Origin of the sequence: Sphingorhabdus arenilitoris (assembly GCF_042651485.1) — a bacterium.
GTDB classification, from domain to species: Bacteria; Pseudomonadota; Alphaproteobacteria; order Sphingomonadales; family Sphingomonadaceae; genus Sphingorhabdus_B; species Sphingorhabdus_B arenilitoris.
The window spans coordinates 54,960-70,000 of record NZ_JBHSDH010000006.1 but is presented as its reverse complement, the minus strand read 5'-3'; the positions used below and the strand labels follow the sequence as shown (position 1 = coordinate 70,000).

The following is a 15,041-nucleotide window of genomic DNA, read 5'->3' as shown; positions in this document are numbered from 1 at the left end:
TACTGTTTCACTCCCCTTATCGGGGTGCTTTTCACCTTTCCCTCACGGTACTAGTTCGCTATCGGTCATATACGAGTATTTAGGCTTGGAGGGTGGTCCCCCCATGTTCAGACAGAATTTCACGTGTTCCGCCCTACTCGAGTCCTTGTTGATCATTTTCGCATACGGGACTGTCACCCACTATGGTCATCCTTTCCAGAATGTTTTGCTAATTAACAACAAGGCACTGGCCTGGTCCGCGTTCGCTCGCCACTACTAACGGAATCTCGGTTGATGTCTTTTCCTCCGGCTACTTAGATGTTTCAGTTGTCCGGGTTTGCTTCTCTAAACCTATTTTATTCAGTAAAGAGATATCCTGCCTATTTAACTCCAACATTGCCGAAACAACGGTGAAATTAAATAGGATAGATGGGTTGCCCCATTCGGAGATCGCGGGATCAAAGCCTGCTCACGGCTCCCCCACGCTTATCGCAGCGTGCCACGTCCTTCATCGCCTGTATATGCCAAGGCATCCACCAAATGCTCTTACCTCACGCTTGAGAGTCCACACCACCAATGACAAGGTTGGAACTGCGATGCCTGAAGATAGGCACCCCAACTATGTCGGATGATCTGGATAATTATCTCAGCCAGATAATTGTTTTTGATTGCAACGCTATATCAGATGCAAGCACCCAATATACCGTCGCGGTATCGATTAAAAAACCCATTCACAATGTCAAAGATGATTGTTTACCGAGGTAAACGCCTGATCACAAAGGATCAGAAAACTGTATTTCCTACATTCTGGAATAAAAATTGGTGGAGCCTAACGGGTTCGAACCGTTGACCCCCTGCTTGCAAAGCAGGTGCTCTACCAGCTGAGCTAAGGCCCCGTCACCAAATCGAGCTGCCGCAATGGTGGGCCGAGGAGGACTTGAACCTCCGACCTCACGCTTATCAGGCGTGCGCTCTAACCACCTGAGCTACCGGCCCCCACCAATGCAGGCCCATCGGACCGCGAGGCGTGATAAGGCCAGCTCAGATATACAAGCCGCTTGGCTTGTTTTCCAGAATGAAGGGACATGAGGACGACGGCAATGTTCTTTGGAATGGAGGAAGCTCTTCTGGAAACAAGTTCCAGCGCTTTCCGCCGATATCCTTAGAAAGGAGGTGATCCAGCCGCAGGTTCCCCTACGGCTACCTTGTTACGACTTCACCCCAGTCGCTAAACCCACCGTGGTCGCCTGCCTCCTGTAAACAGGTTAGCGCAACGCCTTCGGGTGAATCCAACTCCCATGGTGTGACGGGCGGTGTGTACAAGGCCTGGGAACGTATTCACCGCGGCATGCTGATCCGCGATTACTAGCGATTCCGCCTTCATGCTCTCGAGTTGCAGAGAACAATCCGAACTGAGACGGCTTTTGGAGATTAGCTACCGGTCGCCCGGTTGCTGCCCACTGTCACCGCCATTGTAGCACGTGTGTAGCCCAGCGTGTAAGGGCCATGAGGACTTGACGTCATCCCCACCTTCCTCCGGCTTATCACCGGCAGTTTCCTTAGAGTGCCCAACTAAATGCTGGCAACTAAGGATGAGGGTTGCGCTCGTTGCGGGACTTAACCCAACATCTCACGACACGAGCTGACGACAGCCATGCAGCACCTGTCACTTGTCCAGCCGAACTGAAGGAAATCATCTCTGAAATCCGCGACAAGGATGTCAAACGCTGGTAAGGTTCTGCGCGTTGCTTCGAATTAAACCACATGCTCCACCGCTTGTGCAGGCCCCCGTCAATTCCTTTGAGTTTTAATCTTGCGACCGTACTCCCCAGGCGGATAACTTAATGCGTTAGCTGCGTCACTCAAATCCGTTGGACTCGAACAACTAGTTATCATCGTTTACGGCGTGGACTACCAGGGTATCTAATCCTGTTTGCTCCCCACGCTTTCGTACCTCAGCGTCAATACACGTCCAGTCAGTCGCCTTCGCCACTGGTGTTCTTCCGAATATCTACGAATTTCACCTCTACACTCGGAATTCCACTAACCTCTCCGTGATTCTAGCTTTCCAGTTTCAAAGGCAGTTCCGGGGTTGAGCCCCGGGATTTCACCTCTGACTTAAAAAGCCGCCTACGCACGCTTTACGCCCAGTAATTCCGAACAACGCTAGCTCCCTCCGTATTACCGCGGCTGCTGGCACGGAGTTAGCCGGAGCTTATTCTCCAGGTACTGTCATTATCATCCCTGGTAAAAGAGCTTTACAACCCTAAGGCCTTCATCACTCACGCGGCATGGCTGGATCAGGCTTTCGCCCATTGTCCAATATTCCCCACTGCTGCCTCCCGTAGGAGTCTGGGCCGTGTCTCAGTCCCAGTGTGGCTGATCATCCTCTCAGACCAGCTAAAGATCGTCGCCTTGGTGAGCTTTTACCTCACCAACTAGCTAATCTTACGCGGGCTCATCCCTAGGCGATAAATCTTTGGTCTTTCGACATCATACGGTATTAGCACAAATTTCTCTGAGTTATTCCGTACCTAAGGGCAGATTCCCACGCGTTACGCACCCGTGCGCCACTAAACTTCAGGCCGAAGCCTTGGTTTCGTTCGACTTGCATGTGTTAAGCCTGCCGCCAGCGTTCGTTCTGAGCCAGGATCAAACTCTCAAGTTTGTATCCAAAACATTGAATGGCACGGATAAATCCGCTAACCACCCATGCTCGAACTTTTCAGGCGTTGTTCCTGCACAAATTACTATACATGGTATAGGACATATGTGCTGAACGACGTAATTTTTTAACCTAGCACCCAAGGCCTGAAAGCCCTTGGACTAGGCGCCGTCGCCCACATGTCCCTTCATCTTATTATCACAATGTCAAAGAGCCAGCCAACTTTCGTAGGCTTACACCGACACAAAAGCGGACACCTATGGTTCCCTGAAATTACTCCCAGGGGATTAAGGTGACCGTTATGTTGGCGACCAGTGCGGCGAAACAGCGTCTCGTTCGCTCCGGTGAGAGGGCATATATGGGGGGCTTTTGATTCGGTCAACAGCCTTTTGCAATTTTATTTCAAAAAAGTGATTTTATTTCTCCGCGCCCCCGTTTGGCGAGGCTTTGGTAAGCTTTTGCATATATATGCCATGGCCATGGATCAAAGCGGACAACATGACATATCCCCCACGGGCGATTTCGGAAGCCGCGTCAAAAGCGCGGTTTTCTGGCGCTCTGGCACACAAATATTGGCTCAGGTTATAAGCTGGGGCGTCACATTGGCCGTCGTCCGCATTCTCGATCCAAGTGACTATGGCCTCTATGCGATGACATCGGTTGTCCTCACATTCCTCAATTTCCTGAACGGATATGGCTTTGCCAGCGCGTTAATCCAGCAGGAAAAGCTGGAACCGATTCGGATAAGGCAGGCTTTTGGCATGCTGATTCTCGTCAATGCGGCGCTGGCATTGATCCAATTGACCATCGTGGCGCCAGCGGCGGCGGCTTATTACCGCGAATCGATGGTGGCCGATATGCTGCGCTGGCAATCGCTCATCTATCTGTCCACGCCCTTTCTGGTCCTGCCCGAAGCAATGATGAGCAGGAAGCTGGAATTCAAAAAGCCCGCCATCGTCAATTTGTCGGTCGCCATATTCTCCGCCGCAGTCGCGCTTGGCCTCGCGCTGGCGGGCTGGGGCGTATGGACATTGGTATTTGCGCCCATTGCTGGATTTTGGGCTCGGGCCATCGTCCTGATGATCGTTACCCGTTTTTGGGTGATTCCCAGTTTCAATTTCAAAGGCGCATGGAGCGTATTCAGCTTTGGCGGCCTGATGCTGCTCAGCCAGGGATTTTTCATCGTGCAAAGCCAATCGGACATTTTCATCGCTGGCCGGTTTTTCGACAATCACCAAATGGGCATATATGCGCAGGCGCTATTCCTGACGCAGCTATTCGCAACGAAATTCGTCCCGCCCTTAAATGAAGTGGCTTTTCCCGCTTATGCCCGGCTGCAAAATGATCGCAGCGCGCTATCCTATAGCTTCATCAAAGCGGTCCGGCTGATTATGCTGATCACCTGCCCGCTCTATATCGGCATGGCGGCAACCGCCCATCCGTTTGTTGACACGCTGCTCGGGCCAAAGTGGACAGAGGCAGCGCCGCTGATCATGGTTATGGCGCTGGCCATGCCGATCATGACGTTGCAGATTTTGTTTCACCCGATACTCAATGCGATTGGCCTGCCCCATATCTCAATCCGCACGCCTATTGCTGGCGCCATCATCATGCCGGTCATCTGGATATTTGCGGTGCCCTATGGCGCGATGGGGCTTTCGGTGGGCTGGCTGATCGCCCTGCCCTTGTTGCTCACGTTCACGATATATAACGCGCGCGGGCATGTCGGCTTTGAATTACGTGAGCTGGCCAAGGCGGTCATGCCTGGTCTTGGTGCAGCCATCATCATGGGGCTCGCGGTGACATTATTCGACCGGGTCGTCATCGGCAACTTCGCCGGTCATATATGGCCGCCACTGCATCTTGCGATATTATCGGCCGTGGGCGCTGGCGTATATATTGGTCTATGCTGGTTCTTTTCACGCGAAACCTGTTTGGAGGTGCTGCGCGTGTTACGGCGACGCGCCCCCGAACCCATTACCCCCGGTGCAGCGCAAACCGATTCTGCCTAACGCTCTGGCAGAAGCTCTGCTTGCCGGAAAGTGACGGGGCGGTGCGCCGCCTTTACCCCGCGCTGGCCGCCATGCGTTTCAACGCAATCCGGTCAAACCAAAATTCGGGAAAACGGGCCCTCGGGCGATATTGGGGAAGCTGCTGCGGATATAGGCTGGATAATGTCGGCGGCAATCCGGCGGGACCCGGTCCGCGCATAATATCGGTGATCATCCGGTTTTGGAAATGCCGGACGCTGTAATTTATCATGCGTTTATACTGCATTTGCCAGCTGTTAATTTGCAGCAAGGACACCGGTTCACATAAAAAACCCGCATTGTCGCACACGGCGATTCTGTCGTCGCGCCAATTATCCTCATTCCCCAAATCCGTTTTTGCCATCGCGGCGATCAAGCCGTCATCGCCTATTAAATCTTCGGGCAGGCGGATATTCTGCGCTTTCATCCGCGACAGAAATTGGCCGCTTAACGCATAAAGGTCGCCGAACAGCCCGTGATCGCGGCGCATCGCATCGGCATAATATCCGGCGCGGCGGCCGTTCATGGGTAATGCGGATGCCGCATTGGCGCTGGGATCGTTTTGCAGCGCGCTACATAATGCCTCCACCGAACCGGGCCGCAATTGGGCATCGCCGTCGACAAAAATGTGATAGGTGCTGAAACCGTTTAGCTCGTCAAAAACGAAACGGTTCCAACTGCGCGATTTGCCGCCTTGCTCATATTCATGCACGGTCAAGTTATGCGTTGCCGCCGCAATGGAACGGGCAATCTGCGCCGTGTCGTCGGTTGACCCGTTAATCACGACATGGATGTCCACATCGGCGTGGCCCAGTGGCAGGCTATTGAGGCAAGTCGCGATCCGGCCTGCTTCATTATGCGCCAAAACGGCGATGCAAATATCGGGTGCGGTCATTGCGATGGGCGGTCCTATGCCTTCAACAAGCCGATTTCGATCAACCGTTCGCGCAGATAATCGTCGGCCAAAATCGGCTGCGGATAGCGGTTGGGATTGTCTGCGCTGATACAGCCAGGCAGAGTCGCTATCGGGAAATCGCTGCGCAAATGCAGGAAATAGGGCATCGAATAGCGGCTATGCTGTGCGCGGTCGCCGGCGGGGTTGACTACTCTGTGCGTTGTGGACGGCAGGACATGGTTGGTCAGCCGCTGCAACATATCCCCCACATTGACGGCGAGGCCTCCTTCGGGCGGCGAAACGCTTTGCCAGCTGCCATCGGGGCGCAATATCTCAAGACCCGCCTCTTCCGCGCCCAGCAATAACGTGATCAGGTTGATGTCTTCATGCGCGCCTGCCCGGATCGCGCCGCCCGTGTCCTCGCCCTCAATCGGCGGATAGTGCAGCAGGCGAAGCACGCTATTGCCATCTTCGATCGCCGGATCAAACCAATGGGCCTCCAGGCCTAGATAGAGCGCGATAGACGACAATATTTTTGCCCCAACGCGGTCCATATCGGCGTAAAGCTGCGTGAAAACCTGCTCAAATTCCGGCATATCCTCGGGCCAGATATTGTCCGGCATCGATGCACGCAGCGGGCTGTTTGTAGGCAATGTCCTACCGATATGCCAAAATTCCTTCAGATCACGATGCGCGGCACCTTTGGCAATTTCCGTCTTAAACGGCGTATACCCCCGCGCTCCGGCAATACCCTCTTTATAGCCGCGCCGTTTATAGGCTTCCTCCCGGGCGAACAGCTGAGCCGTCAATTCCCATGCCCGCTTTACCAATCCAGCATCGAGTCCATGATTGGTAACGGTGGCAAAACCATATTGTTTGAAACTGTCACCCAGCGCCTGTCCCAAAGCGGCGGGGTCGTCACTGGCGAGCGAAATGATCGGCATTTGTGTCATGGACAAGGTCATAACAACAGGCTTAATTCCGGGCTAGTCATTTATGGTCAAATGAACGGAGCAAGCCATGACGCAATATTGGTTGATGAAATCTGAACCCGATGAATATGGCTGGGATGACTTAACCCGCGACGGCGAAACCAAATGGAGCGGGGTGCGCAATTTCGCCGCCGCCAAAAATATGCGCGCCATGGAAAAGGGCGACCTTGCCTTTTTCTATCATTCCCGCACCGGATTGGCGGTGGTTGGCATCATGGAGATAACGCGCAGCCATTACCCCGACCCATCGGCGGATAATGACAAATTTGTGCTCGTCGATGTCCGCCCGGTGAAAGCATTGGTGCGGCCCGTGCCATTGCAGGAGATAAAAGCCAATCCGAAATTATCAGATATGGCCCTAGTCAAACAATCCCGCCTTTCCGTTAGCCCAGTTAGCGCGGCACAGTGGGTAGAGATTATCGCTATGGCTGAAAAATAAAGCGCCAGCCAGAACCTAACGCGGCGTCAGCACCACATCTTTCATTATCCGGCCAACAGCCTGCGTTCCCGCCGGTATCTTGGCATTCTTACCTTTGAATAATCCTGTGGTCAGCAAAGCTGCAGCTGTGGCCAGGCCTTCACCGGTTTTCGATGCACCGCGCTCGGTCAAGTCGCCGCGCTTCCGGATCGTGCGCCAGCCAAGGTCTGCATATAGCAAACTAATGACAAGCCGCCCGCTATCACTGGCGGATGTTATCTCACCCCATGCCGTGGCACGAACAGGTCTCAACTCAACATAGTCAGCCATGACTGGCCTGTTGACGCGCAGCTTAAACTGATGCCGTACGATAATCCGCCGTGACGTCGGCAAAGGCGGCTAATTCTTCTTCATGACCAACTTCGCGCCAAGTTTCGGCGAGCGCTTGCGCCTCCCAATCCTGCATCGCGGGATGGGCAATAATCTGATCTGCCCAAGCCGCGCCTCCGTCACCGACATCCAGATCATAGGTCCGAACACGATAAGCAACAGGCGCGAAAAAAGCGTCGACTGCGCTGAAATCACTACCCGCCAAATAGGGCCCACCAAAGCGATTCAGCCCCTCACTCCACAGCTCTTTTATACGAGCGACATCGCGCGTTAGAGCAGGCGATTGGGCACGCAGCTTTGCTCGCACGCCGACATTCATTGTGCATTCGTTCCGTAAAGCTGTAAAACCGCCATGCATTTCGGCGACAGCACATTGCGCCCACGCCCTTGCCGATTCAGCGGTTGGCCAAATACCTTCATGCCGGTCCGCCAGATAGAGCGTGATTCCCAGCGAATCGTATATTGTCTTGTCTTGGTCAATCAGTACCGGGACTTGGCCCGTCGGCGAGAATGAGCGAAATTCATCGTAATTGCTGTCTTTGGTAAAGGGTTCAAACCGCTCCTCAAAACCAATACCGAGCGCTTTCATCAGCAGCCAAGGACGCAGGCTCCAACTCGAATAATTACGGTTGGCGGTGATAAGAGTGTAGGTCATTCAGGCAATCAATCTTTCAGCAATGTTGATGGTTACAGCGTTGCTGAATACCGCTAATACGAGATGTACGATAAAACAATCGTAGATGAATTGATTAACCCGCTATCCAACTCAACTATTGCTGCGAATGCCCAAAAGATGGGACATAACGGGCTGTTACCAAAGCCAATAACATATGCGGAATAGTGAGGATCGACAGCGTTTGAAATGTCGAAGCGACAATCGCCTTGTCCAGCATTTGGTGGGGTTGAAATATAAATACAAATGCAACAGCCAAAACACATGCCGCTGACATGCCGACATAAAATTGGTTTACATTGCCCTCATAACTTGTGAGCTGTGCTTTTCCCTCGGAAAAATGCATCGGTGAATGATGCACGCAAAAATATATCGCAAATCCAATCCCCGGAGGCAGAAAAAAGGCACAGAGTAATAGCGTAAGGTTCCGCCATGCGATTTCGATGGCATTGTCACTGACAGCGATTACTACATGAGCAACCGCGACCAAGCCAAAAACGGGGGCGACCAGTCGTAAACTGTCGGCCAGCATGCCTGCCTCAACACCCGCTACCGCGCTCAACAATAGGGCCAATTCGGCAGGGTACAGAATAGAGGGCAAAGCAATCATGCTGATCGCCATGGCAATTGCACCCAGCCTAGATTGTTCCTTCATCCAATCTTCCGAAAAATGAACAACCGCGACTATCAAAAAAAGTGAGAGGGATAAAAGCGGGCCCACTTGCCACATTGCCCAAGTCAACAAAGCCGCCGCGCAATAACCTGCCAACGGTCCCATTATCCGCCCGCGCATCTTGTGTCCGATTTTACGCAGAGTCAGATAATCAAAAATGCCGTGGGGCAGGCCAACGACGAGCATCAGCGCGCAAACTGCTGGCAGCAACATATCCGCAGTTTGTGTCCAGCTGGTCAAAATTAAGGCCGCCGCTGCACATAAAAGCAACAGTTTTTGATTATTGCTGTGGACTGCTCCGATCCGGAAAAAGAACGACCAAACGGGCAACCGAAAAACCGGCCGCCCGTTTGTTTTCGTCATGGTCTTAAAGCTTTCCATTCAAGCGTTATGCCCGTTGGTGATCAATGTCTGGATATTCGATCGCGCTCTTCCGAACTGCAATGACATAAATCAACACGCCAACGCCTGCCTTGGCGATCAAATCGGCTATAGTATACCCAATTTGAACGGCTGTTTCAACGGAACCGCCGCCCAAATTGGTGTATGGGATCATGTATACGATGGGATAGAAACCCCAAGAGCCAAAGGTGATCAGCCGTGCATCCTTGACCAGTTTCCGAACGCTTTCGGGCTGACGCTCGATTGACTCGCCCAATCCTTTAAACAATTCCCATACGATATAGAGGAACGGAATGGACGACAACGTACCCCAAATAGCGCGGGTTGTGTTGTCCGACGCAATTTCGCCTGGGTAACCCAATATGATCATCAATGCAGCCGCAAAACCGAGCCGCAGGCATTTCGATGTTGTTTCCGCCTGCGTCAAACGCATGACCAAAATCAGCTCGATGAGCAATAATGGCACGGTCAGCAACCAATCGACATATCGATAGGCATCGTTAAACGCGATGCCGGTCACGACCAGAACGCCATCTTTCAATTCATACGCGTCCTGCCAGCTTTCAAATATTCGGTAATAATGGTAGGCAGCGATAGCGCAAACCAAACCTGAAATAGTCAGCGCTGTTTTATAGGCTGGCCCGACTTGAGATCGGCCCAACCACAAAAATATCGTAGTCGCGGCCATGGTTGCAAAAGTAAAAGAAAAAGCATTGTAAACGAGCGAATACTGCGCCCCAGTAATGATATCCATAAGTATCCTCCAGCTTGATTAGCGGGTTCCACTTTTGGTCCTGATAAACGATAAACGCGGTCGTCTATTCGTGATCTGTCAAACTCTCTTGAAACCTCGCATCTTTACAATATCATCAGGTCTGTTTGGGGAAAGGCAGGATAAGCGCGGTAGGGCATTAGCCTATAGTTAATTATCCTATAGCAATCCCAAAAAACGTAATATTACAACCGATCAGCTTAGCAGTTGCCCTATAAGACACCGGTTCGCGCCATTTGCGTGCGGCGGTGATTCCCATCAACCAACATATTCCGCCGTTGTCTTGGAGGCAACTTCCTCCGCGCTCACGCCTGGAGCGAGTCCGATCAGTTTGAAAGGCGAACTGTGATCCGCCCGCTGAAACACAGCTAAATCGGTGATGATCATATCAACGACATTCTTTCCAGCCACCGCCAGCCCTAACGTTTCGGGCCGCCGCATCATCGCGGTCAGCTGCTGGTCCAGCCGCCGATAATCGGCGCGGCCATGCCATTCTGAAGGGCTACCGGCAACGCCATCTTTCCCGTCAAGCAATATCGCGGATGCATACCAAGCGGCAACCCCTAACAGGGCGGCCGCCATAAAGATTTTGACGAAAGCTGAAATTTTCAAGGCTGCTTTCTTTTGCCCAATGATGGCCATCCCCGCCAAAGGCCGATGGCAAAGCACAGCCCCATGGCAAGACAGATGCCGGAGGTCCAGATACGGAATGAACCTGAATGCTGCGGATCCCAAAAGCCCGGAAAAAATATCATCGCCGCGCGGATCAACAGCACCGCCGCTATCAGGAAAAGTGCGGTATTCAAAAGCGGCAACCGGATAATCCACCCCGCAGCCGAAAAAGCCCATAGCCCCCATCCCGCAAGTATCGCGCCAATGAATATGGTTATATAGACAAGCCGGTCATTGCCATTCTCATAGGCGCGGATCAGCGGCTCCGGTGCACCCATGAAACGGAACCAGTCCGGCCCGCCAATTATGCAGGCAAGATGTGCCAGCGCCGCCGCAACCGACATCCATGCCGCAGCGACAAGCCATGGGGTACCGGGACTGGTTTCGACTTTATACATCATGCGCCCTCCTGCATCACAATTTTACAGGTCGCCAGAATGAAAAGCAGAAAGGCAATCTGTAGCCACAGCGCGTAGCCCATTGAGATGCCCAGAGCGAATTGCATCCAGCTATTTACCGCAACGTCGCTGATCATGATTGCCAGACCGAGCGATGCTCCTAATTTTGGTTTGGCCCAAAGTATGAGTGCAGCGAGCAAGTCCAAGGGCAAAAGCAGCGTCCAGAAGAAGTTAACTGCCAAAGGTGCATAGTCATAAGGCAGCCAGCCACCAGCCCATATGTCGCGAGCATGGGTAGAAGCGCCAACAAGAAAACATATCGTCCATATGAAGCGGACAATATTCCTATTCGACATATTCCGCCGTTGTCTTGGCGGCAACTTCCTCCGCGCTCACGCCTGGAGCGAGTTCGATCAGTTTGAAGGGCGAACTGTGATCCGCCCGCTGAAACACGGCTAAATCGGTGATGATCATATCAACGACATTCTTTCCCGTTAACGGCAGCGTGCATTCGGGAATGAATTTGGGGCTGCCATCCTTGGCATTATGATCCATGACGACAATGATTTTCTTGACGCCCGCAACCAGATCCATCGCACCGCCCATGCCTTTAATCATCTTACCGGGGATCATCCAATTGGCGATGTCGCCATTTTGCGCCACTTCCATTGCACCCAATACGGTAAGGTCGATATGCCCGCCGCGTATCATCGCAAAGCTGGCTGCGCTATCGAAATAGGCGCTTTGCGGCAGCTCGCTGATCGTTTGCTTGCCTGCATTGATAAGGTCGGCATCTTCTTCCCCTGCATTAGGAAACGGGCCAATGCCTAGCATGCCATTCTCGCTTTGCAACGTCACCTCAACCCCTGGCGGAATATGGTTGGCGACCAGCGTCGGAATGCCGATGCCCAAATTGACATAATAGCCGTCTTTCAGTTCTTTCGCAGCACGCGCCGCCATCTCGTCACGGGTCCAGCTCATGCCGCCGCCTCCCTTTCGCGAATAGTGCGAAATTCAATCTTTTTGTCGTAAGGCGCGCCGACAATCATGCGCTGCACATAGACGCCCGGTAAGTGTATGCAATCAGGGTCTAGGCTGCCCACTGGCACAACTTCCTCCACCTCTACAACGCAGACCTTGCCACAAGTGGCGGCAGGCAGGTTAAAATTGCGGGCGGTTTTGCGGAACATCAAATTGCCGCTCTCATCCGCTTTCCATGCTTTCACAATGGCAAGGTCGGCAAAGATACCCCGTTCCAATATATATTCTTCGGGTCCGTTCGGGGTGGTAAAGCTCTTATGCTCTTTGCCCTCGGCCACTTGCGTCCCAACACCGGTTTTGGTGTAAAAGCCGGGAATGCCTGCTCCCCCTGCGCGCATCCGCTCGGCAAGTGTGCCTTGCGGGCAAAATTCGACTTCCAATTCGCCTGCCAGATATTGGCGCTCAAATTCCTTATTCTCCCCGACATAGCTGGAGATCATTTTTTTCACCTGCTTGGTGCGCAGCAATTTGCCAATGCCTTCATTGTCGATACCGGCATTGTTGGAGGCAAAGGTTAGGCCGGTCACGCCGCTATCGCGAATAGCATCCAGCAATCGTTCGGGCAGGCCGCATAAACCAAAACCGCCGCTGGCGATCAGCATATCATTGCGCAACAAGCCATCCAGCGCGGCCGTTGCATCGGGATAGAGTTTCTTCATGAAGGTGCCCCTTTTGTACCAAATGAGCCGTTAAGTTCAATCCGCAATAACCTCCTATGAGCGCCGCCGCAATTGCGCCAAGCCGATAAAGCTAAATTTTCGCGATTTGACTCATATCAAAGACATTCGCCGCGCAGCAGATCATATTGATTCCACCGCGCAAAAGGACGCAACTCCCCCAAAGCTTGTCCGATATCGGCGGTGAAAGGCAGATAATTATGAAAAATATTCTCGTAAACGCAGGAATAGATGATCAGATGGAGAGCCGGCTGCAGGTTGCGCTGGATTTCGCCCATCGCTTTGACGCACATCTTACCTTTGTCCAAGCGCAGCCTTATCAGTCAGTGATGGGTATTGATATGTTTGGCGGAGCGCATCTGATTGCCGAAGCAATGGCCGCAAGCGACAGCAGCATGGCCGAAATGAGGACGAAAGCCGAAGCCAAGTTGGCCAAAGAAGGCGTGAGTTGGAATTGGCTTGAATTTATCGGACAACCGGCCGCCGTGATTAGCGATGCCGCTCGTTTATGCGACTTGGTCATCATGTCGCTAGGTGAGACTGGTAAGTCGGGGCAAAATTCCTACCGCTCGTTGGTCGGTGAGGTGGTATTCGGGACGGCGACCCCCGTGCTAGCGGTTCCGGCTGGCGTCCAATCGATGCAATTTGACCGGGCGATGGTGGCATATGATGGCGGCGCGGAAGCTGCTGCTGCGTTAAAAGCTGCGGTCCCGCTATTATCCATTGCCAATGATGTCCGCATTGCTGAAATTGAAGAGAAGGAAAGCGAATTTCCGATCACCGAAGCTTCGCTCTATCTGTCGCGTCATGGCATAAACAATGAGATCGAAACCGCCTTTACCAAAGGCAGCATCGAGGAGACTTTATTCGATATGGCATCTGATTGGAATGCCGACTATCTGGTCATGGGTGCCTTTGGCCACAGCCGCCTGCGTGAGACAATATTTGGCGGCGTCACTCGATATTTAATGCATGAAACAAAAATACCTTTGTTATTGGCGCATTGATATTGGGCCCAGATCCCATGCATTCATGCGGGGAGCAGCGCGAATAGATCCGCCAGCGCCTGCTCCCCGCTAGTCACCTTAATCGCGGCCATTCCGAGGGCAGCAGCCGGTTTGCAGTTGATGCCCAGATCGTCGAGATAAATGCACTGTGCGGGTGCAACATCCAAGGCTTCGCACATCATCTGATATATACGCGGGTCGGGTTTGCGCACGCCAACTTTGCTTGATTCTATCACATGGTCAAAGCGTTGCATAATATCCGCGATTTCGTCGGCTCGTTCCTGCGACAACGCCATGCCTGCGCCTTTGCCTGCGGGCACATTATTGGTGATACAGCCCAAGGTGAAGCCATCCTGTTTCAACCTATCGAGCGCATCCACCATTGCCGGACGAACATCACCAGCAAGGCATTTCAAAACATCCGCGCCGCGCAAATCAATATCCAGCAACGCGGCCTCGTTGGCAAAGAGCAGGTCAAATTGTTCTGCGTTAATTTCGGCACGCTCAAATAACGCCCACGCATTACCGTCTGGATTGGTGCTGTTAATCCGCCGCACACTATCACGCGGCTGCCCCTTTTCGGCCTCCAACCGGTTAAAGGCTTCAAAAGGCGAAGATGTAATCACCCCGCCGAAATCGAAAATGACAGTGGTGAAATTCATGCAATCGTAGCTCCGAATAAGCTGCCTATCGCTGCGGTAGCCGCCATTGCGGTCGCCCCCCAAAGGGAAACCCGTATGACAGACTTAAGAATAGGTGCGCCGCCAAGCTTGGCGCCGGCATAGCCTAGCATCGCAAGGGAAAGCAGTGCGGTAATCGATACTGCCCAAGGCAAATTTGCACCCCCAAAAAACGGAACTATGCCAAGAGGGAGCGCAGCGCCAACAGCAAAGGATGCAGCAGAGGCCAGCGCCGCCTGCAATGGTTTGGCCGCCAAATGTGGGCTTAGGCCCAATTCATCGCGCATATGAGTAGTAAGCGCATCATGCGCAGTCAGTCTGTCCGCCACCTGTTTCGCGAGCTCCCTATCGAGTCCGCGCTTCTGATATATCATAATCAGCTCTTCGCGCTCATCTTGCGGAACATTTGCCAACTCCCATTTCTCTCGCATTATCTCCGCGCCCTCGGCGTCGGCCTGAGAGCTAACCGACACATATTCACCCGCCGCCATCGACATTGCGCCTGCAACCAAACCAGCAATGCCGGTTATCAAAATTGCCGAAGGAGAAGCCGAAGCTGCCGCAACACCTACAATTAGGCTTGCCGTAGATACTATGCCATCATTTGCGCCTAACACCGCTGCGCGCAACCATCCGATCCGATCGACCAAATGGGCTTCATCATGCAATCGCGACAT

Annotated in this window: 15 protein-coding genes, 2 tRNA genes, 2 rRNA genes and 1 pseudogene (1 of these 20 only partly in view); 3 read left to right on the top strand and 17 right to left on the bottom strand. The window is 52.9% G+C overall.

The window, feature by feature from the left end; genetic code table 11:
• The 4 genes from ACFOWX_RS01210 to ACFOWX_RS01195 all read right to left on the bottom strand — a co-directional run.
• A 23S ribosomal RNA gene (locus tag ACFOWX_RS01210) occupies positions 1 to 539 on the bottom strand (it extends 2,252 nt beyond the left edge of the window).
• Positions 540 to 799: 260 nt separating this feature from the next.
• Positions 800 to 875: transfer RNA gene (locus ACFOWX_RS01205), tRNA-Ala, on the bottom strand.
• Positions 876 to 898: 23 nt separating this feature from the next.
• Positions 899 to 975: transfer RNA gene (locus ACFOWX_RS01200), tRNA-Ile, on the bottom strand.
• Positions 976 to 1,145: 170 nt separating this feature from the next.
• A 16S ribosomal RNA gene (locus ACFOWX_RS01195) occupies positions 1,146 to 2,647 on the bottom strand.
• The 16S and 23S rRNA genes sit together here with 2 tRNA genes alongside, the layout of an rRNA operon.
• Positions 2,648 to 3,117: 470 nt before the next feature.
• On the opposite strand from ACFOWX_RS01195, the gene ACFOWX_RS01190 reads away from it, so the two are divergent.
• Positions 3,118 to 4,656 carry a lipopolysaccharide biosynthesis protein gene (locus ACFOWX_RS01190; RefSeq protein ID WP_449325414.1) on the top strand — a complete coding sequence of 513 codons (1,539 nt, stop codon included), beginning with the start codon at positions 3,118 to 3,120 and terminating at the stop codon, positions 4,654 to 4,656.
• 52 nt (positions 4,657 to 4,708) lie between these two features.
• Here the strand turns inward: ACFOWX_RS01190 and ACFOWX_RS01185 are convergent, their stop codons facing one another.
• Complete coding sequence (locus ACFOWX_RS01185; protein WP_381420625.1) at positions 4,709 to 5,569, bottom strand: glycosyltransferase family 2 protein; 861 nt, start codon at positions 5,567 to 5,569, stop codon at positions 4,709 to 4,711.
• A gap of 14 nt (positions 5,570 to 5,583) precedes the next feature.
• Entirely contained in the window at positions 5,584 to 6,522 is a 939-nt protein-coding gene (locus tag ACFOWX_RS01180) for an isopenicillin N synthase family dioxygenase (protein WP_381420624.1), read from the bottom strand.
• A gap of 67 nt (positions 6,523 to 6,589) precedes the next feature.
• Between ACFOWX_RS01180 and ACFOWX_RS01175 the strand changes: the two genes are divergently transcribed.
• The gene (locus ACFOWX_RS01175) at positions 6,590 to 7,000 is read left to right on the top strand and encodes an EVE domain-containing protein (RefSeq protein ID WP_381420623.1); all 411 of its coding nucleotides are present in this window, start codon (positions 6,590 to 6,592) and stop codon (positions 6,998 to 7,000) included.
• Positions 7,001 to 7,015: 15 nt separating this feature from the next.
• Here the strand turns inward: ACFOWX_RS01175 and ACFOWX_RS01170 are convergent, their stop codons facing one another.
• The 9 genes and pseudogenes from ACFOWX_RS01170 to ACFOWX_RS01130 form a co-directional block, all read right to left on the bottom strand.
• Positions 7,016 to 7,309: a hypothetical protein gene (locus ACFOWX_RS01170; protein WP_381420622.1), complete on the bottom strand. Its 294-nt coding sequence runs from the start codon at positions 7,307 to 7,309 to the stop codon at positions 7,016 to 7,018.
• Positions 7,310 to 7,331: 22 nt separating this feature from the next.
• A complete protein-coding gene (locus ACFOWX_RS01165; RefSeq protein ID WP_381420621.1) occupies positions 7,332 to 8,024 on the bottom strand; it encodes a glutathione S-transferase family protein in 693 nt (230 codons plus the stop codon).
• Between the two features lie 115 nt (positions 8,025 to 8,139).
• Positions 8,140 to 9,078: a Brp/Blh family beta-carotene 15,15'-dioxygenase gene (locus ACFOWX_RS01160; protein ID WP_381420620.1), complete on the bottom strand. Its 939-nt coding sequence runs from the start codon at positions 9,076 to 9,078 to the stop codon at positions 8,140 to 8,142.
• Positions 9,079 to 9,103: 25 nt separating this feature from the next.
• Positions 9,104 to 9,871 (bottom strand): bacteriorhodopsin-like, encoded by a 768-nt coding sequence (locus ACFOWX_RS01155; protein WP_381420619.1) that lies wholly within the window; start codon positions 9,869 to 9,871, stop codon positions 9,104 to 9,106.
• A 276-nt stretch (positions 9,872 to 10,147) separates the two neighbouring features.
• Positions 10,148 to 10,306 (bottom strand): annotated as a pseudogene (locus ACFOWX_RS01150) (succinyl-CoA--3-ketoacid-CoA transferase); the annotation flags it as partial.
• 191 nt (positions 10,307 to 10,497) lie between these two features.
• A complete protein-coding gene (locus tag ACFOWX_RS01145; RefSeq protein WP_381420618.1) occupies positions 10,498 to 10,962 on the bottom strand; it encodes a hypothetical protein in 465 nt (154 codons plus the stop codon).
• Positions 10,959 to 11,315 carry a hypothetical protein gene (locus ACFOWX_RS01140; RefSeq protein WP_381420617.1) on the bottom strand — a complete coding sequence of 119 codons (357 nt, stop codon included), beginning with the start codon at positions 11,313 to 11,315 and terminating at the stop codon, positions 10,959 to 10,961. Before ACFOWX_RS01140 ends, ACFOWX_RS01145 begins: the two co-directional genes overlap by 4 nt.
• Entirely contained in the window at positions 11,305 to 11,940 is a 636-nt protein-coding gene (locus ACFOWX_RS01135; protein WP_381420616.1) for a CoA transferase subunit B, read from the bottom strand. Before ACFOWX_RS01135 ends, ACFOWX_RS01140 begins: the two co-directional genes overlap by 11 nt.
• Positions 11,937 to 12,659 (bottom strand): CoA transferase subunit A, encoded by a 723-nt coding sequence (locus ACFOWX_RS01130; RefSeq protein WP_381420615.1) that lies wholly within the window; start codon positions 12,657 to 12,659, stop codon positions 11,937 to 11,939. Before ACFOWX_RS01130 ends, ACFOWX_RS01135 begins: the two co-directional genes overlap by 4 nt.
• Before the next feature lie 218 nt (positions 12,660 to 12,877).
• Here ACFOWX_RS01130 and ACFOWX_RS01125 point away from each other — a divergent pair, with 218 nt between their 5' ends.
• Positions 12,878 to 13,684 carry a universal stress protein gene (locus tag ACFOWX_RS01125; protein WP_381420614.1) on the top strand — a complete coding sequence of 269 codons (807 nt, stop codon included), beginning with the start codon at positions 12,878 to 12,880 and terminating at the stop codon, positions 13,682 to 13,684.
• 23 nt (positions 13,685 to 13,707) lie between these two features.
• Here ACFOWX_RS01125 and ACFOWX_RS01120 read toward each other — a convergent pair whose 3' ends face one another.
• Together ACFOWX_RS01120 and ACFOWX_RS01115 are read right to left on the bottom strand one after the other, a co-directional pair.
• Complete coding sequence (locus ACFOWX_RS01120) at positions 13,708 to 14,346, bottom strand: HAD-IA family hydrolase (RefSeq protein ID WP_381420613.1); 639 nt, start codon at positions 14,344 to 14,346, stop codon at positions 13,708 to 13,710.
• The gene (locus tag ACFOWX_RS01115) at positions 14,343 to 15,041 is read right to left on the bottom strand and encodes a VIT1/CCC1 transporter family protein (protein WP_381420612.1); all 699 of its coding nucleotides are present in this window, start codon (positions 15,039 to 15,041) and stop codon (positions 14,343 to 14,345) included. Before ACFOWX_RS01115 ends, ACFOWX_RS01120 begins: the two co-directional genes overlap by 4 nt.

Excerpts from the sequence above, each read along its gene's own strand:
- ACFOWX_RS01165 (WP_381420621.1), bottom strand. The coding sequence starts at position 8,024 with ATGACCTACACTCTTATCACCGCCAACCGTAATTATTCGAGTTGGAGC.
- ACFOWX_RS01135 (WP_381420616.1), bottom strand. The coding sequence starts at position 11,940 with ATGAGCTGGACCCGTGACGAGATGGCGGCGCGTGCTGCGAAAGAACTG.
- ACFOWX_RS01140 (WP_381420617.1), bottom strand. The coding sequence starts at position 11,315 with ATGTCGAATAGGAATATTGTCCGCTTCATATGGACGATATGTTTTCTT.
- ACFOWX_RS01180 (WP_381420624.1), bottom strand. The coding sequence starts at position 6,522 with ATGACACAAATGCCGATCATTTCGCTCGCCAGTGACGACCCCGCCGCT.
- ACFOWX_RS01175 (WP_381420623.1), top strand. The coding sequence starts at position 6,590 with ATGACGCAATATTGGTTGATGAAATCTGAACCCGATGAATATGGCTGG.
- ACFOWX_RS01120 (WP_381420613.1), bottom strand. The coding sequence starts at position 14,346 with ATGAATTTCACCACTGTCATTTTCGATTTCGGCGGGGTGATTACATCT.
- ACFOWX_RS01130 (WP_381420615.1), bottom strand. The coding sequence starts at position 12,659 with ATGAAGAAACTCTATCCCGATGCAACGGCCGCGCTGGATGGCTTGTTG.
- ACFOWX_RS01155 (WP_381420619.1), bottom strand. The coding sequence starts at position 9,871 with ATGGATATCATTACTGGGGCGCAGTATTCGCTCGTTTACAATGCTTTT.
- ACFOWX_RS01145 (WP_381420618.1), bottom strand. The coding sequence starts at position 10,962 with ATGATGTATAAAGTCGAAACCAGTCCCGGTACCCCATGGCTTGTCGCT.
- ACFOWX_RS01170 (WP_381420622.1), bottom strand. The coding sequence starts at position 7,309 with ATGGCTGACTATGTTGAGTTGAGACCTGTTCGTGCCACGGCATGGGGT.
- ACFOWX_RS01115 (WP_381420612.1), bottom strand. The coding sequence starts at position 15,041 with ATGTCGCGATTGCATGATGAAGCCCATTTGGTCGATCGGATCGGATGG.
- ACFOWX_RS01125 (WP_381420614.1), top strand. The coding sequence starts at position 12,878 with ATGAAAAATATTCTCGTAAACGCAGGAATAGATGATCAGATGGAGAGC.
- ACFOWX_RS01160 (WP_381420620.1), bottom strand. The coding sequence starts at position 9,078 with ATGACGAAAACAAACGGGCGGCCGGTTTTTCGGTTGCCCGTTTGGTCG.
- ACFOWX_RS01185 (WP_381420625.1), bottom strand. The coding sequence starts at position 5,569 with ATGACCGCACCCGATATTTGCATCGCCGTTTTGGCGCATAATGAAGCA.
- ACFOWX_RS01190 (WP_449325414.1), top strand. The coding sequence starts at position 3,118 with ATGGCCATGGATCAAAGCGGACAACATGACATATCCCCCACGGGCGAT.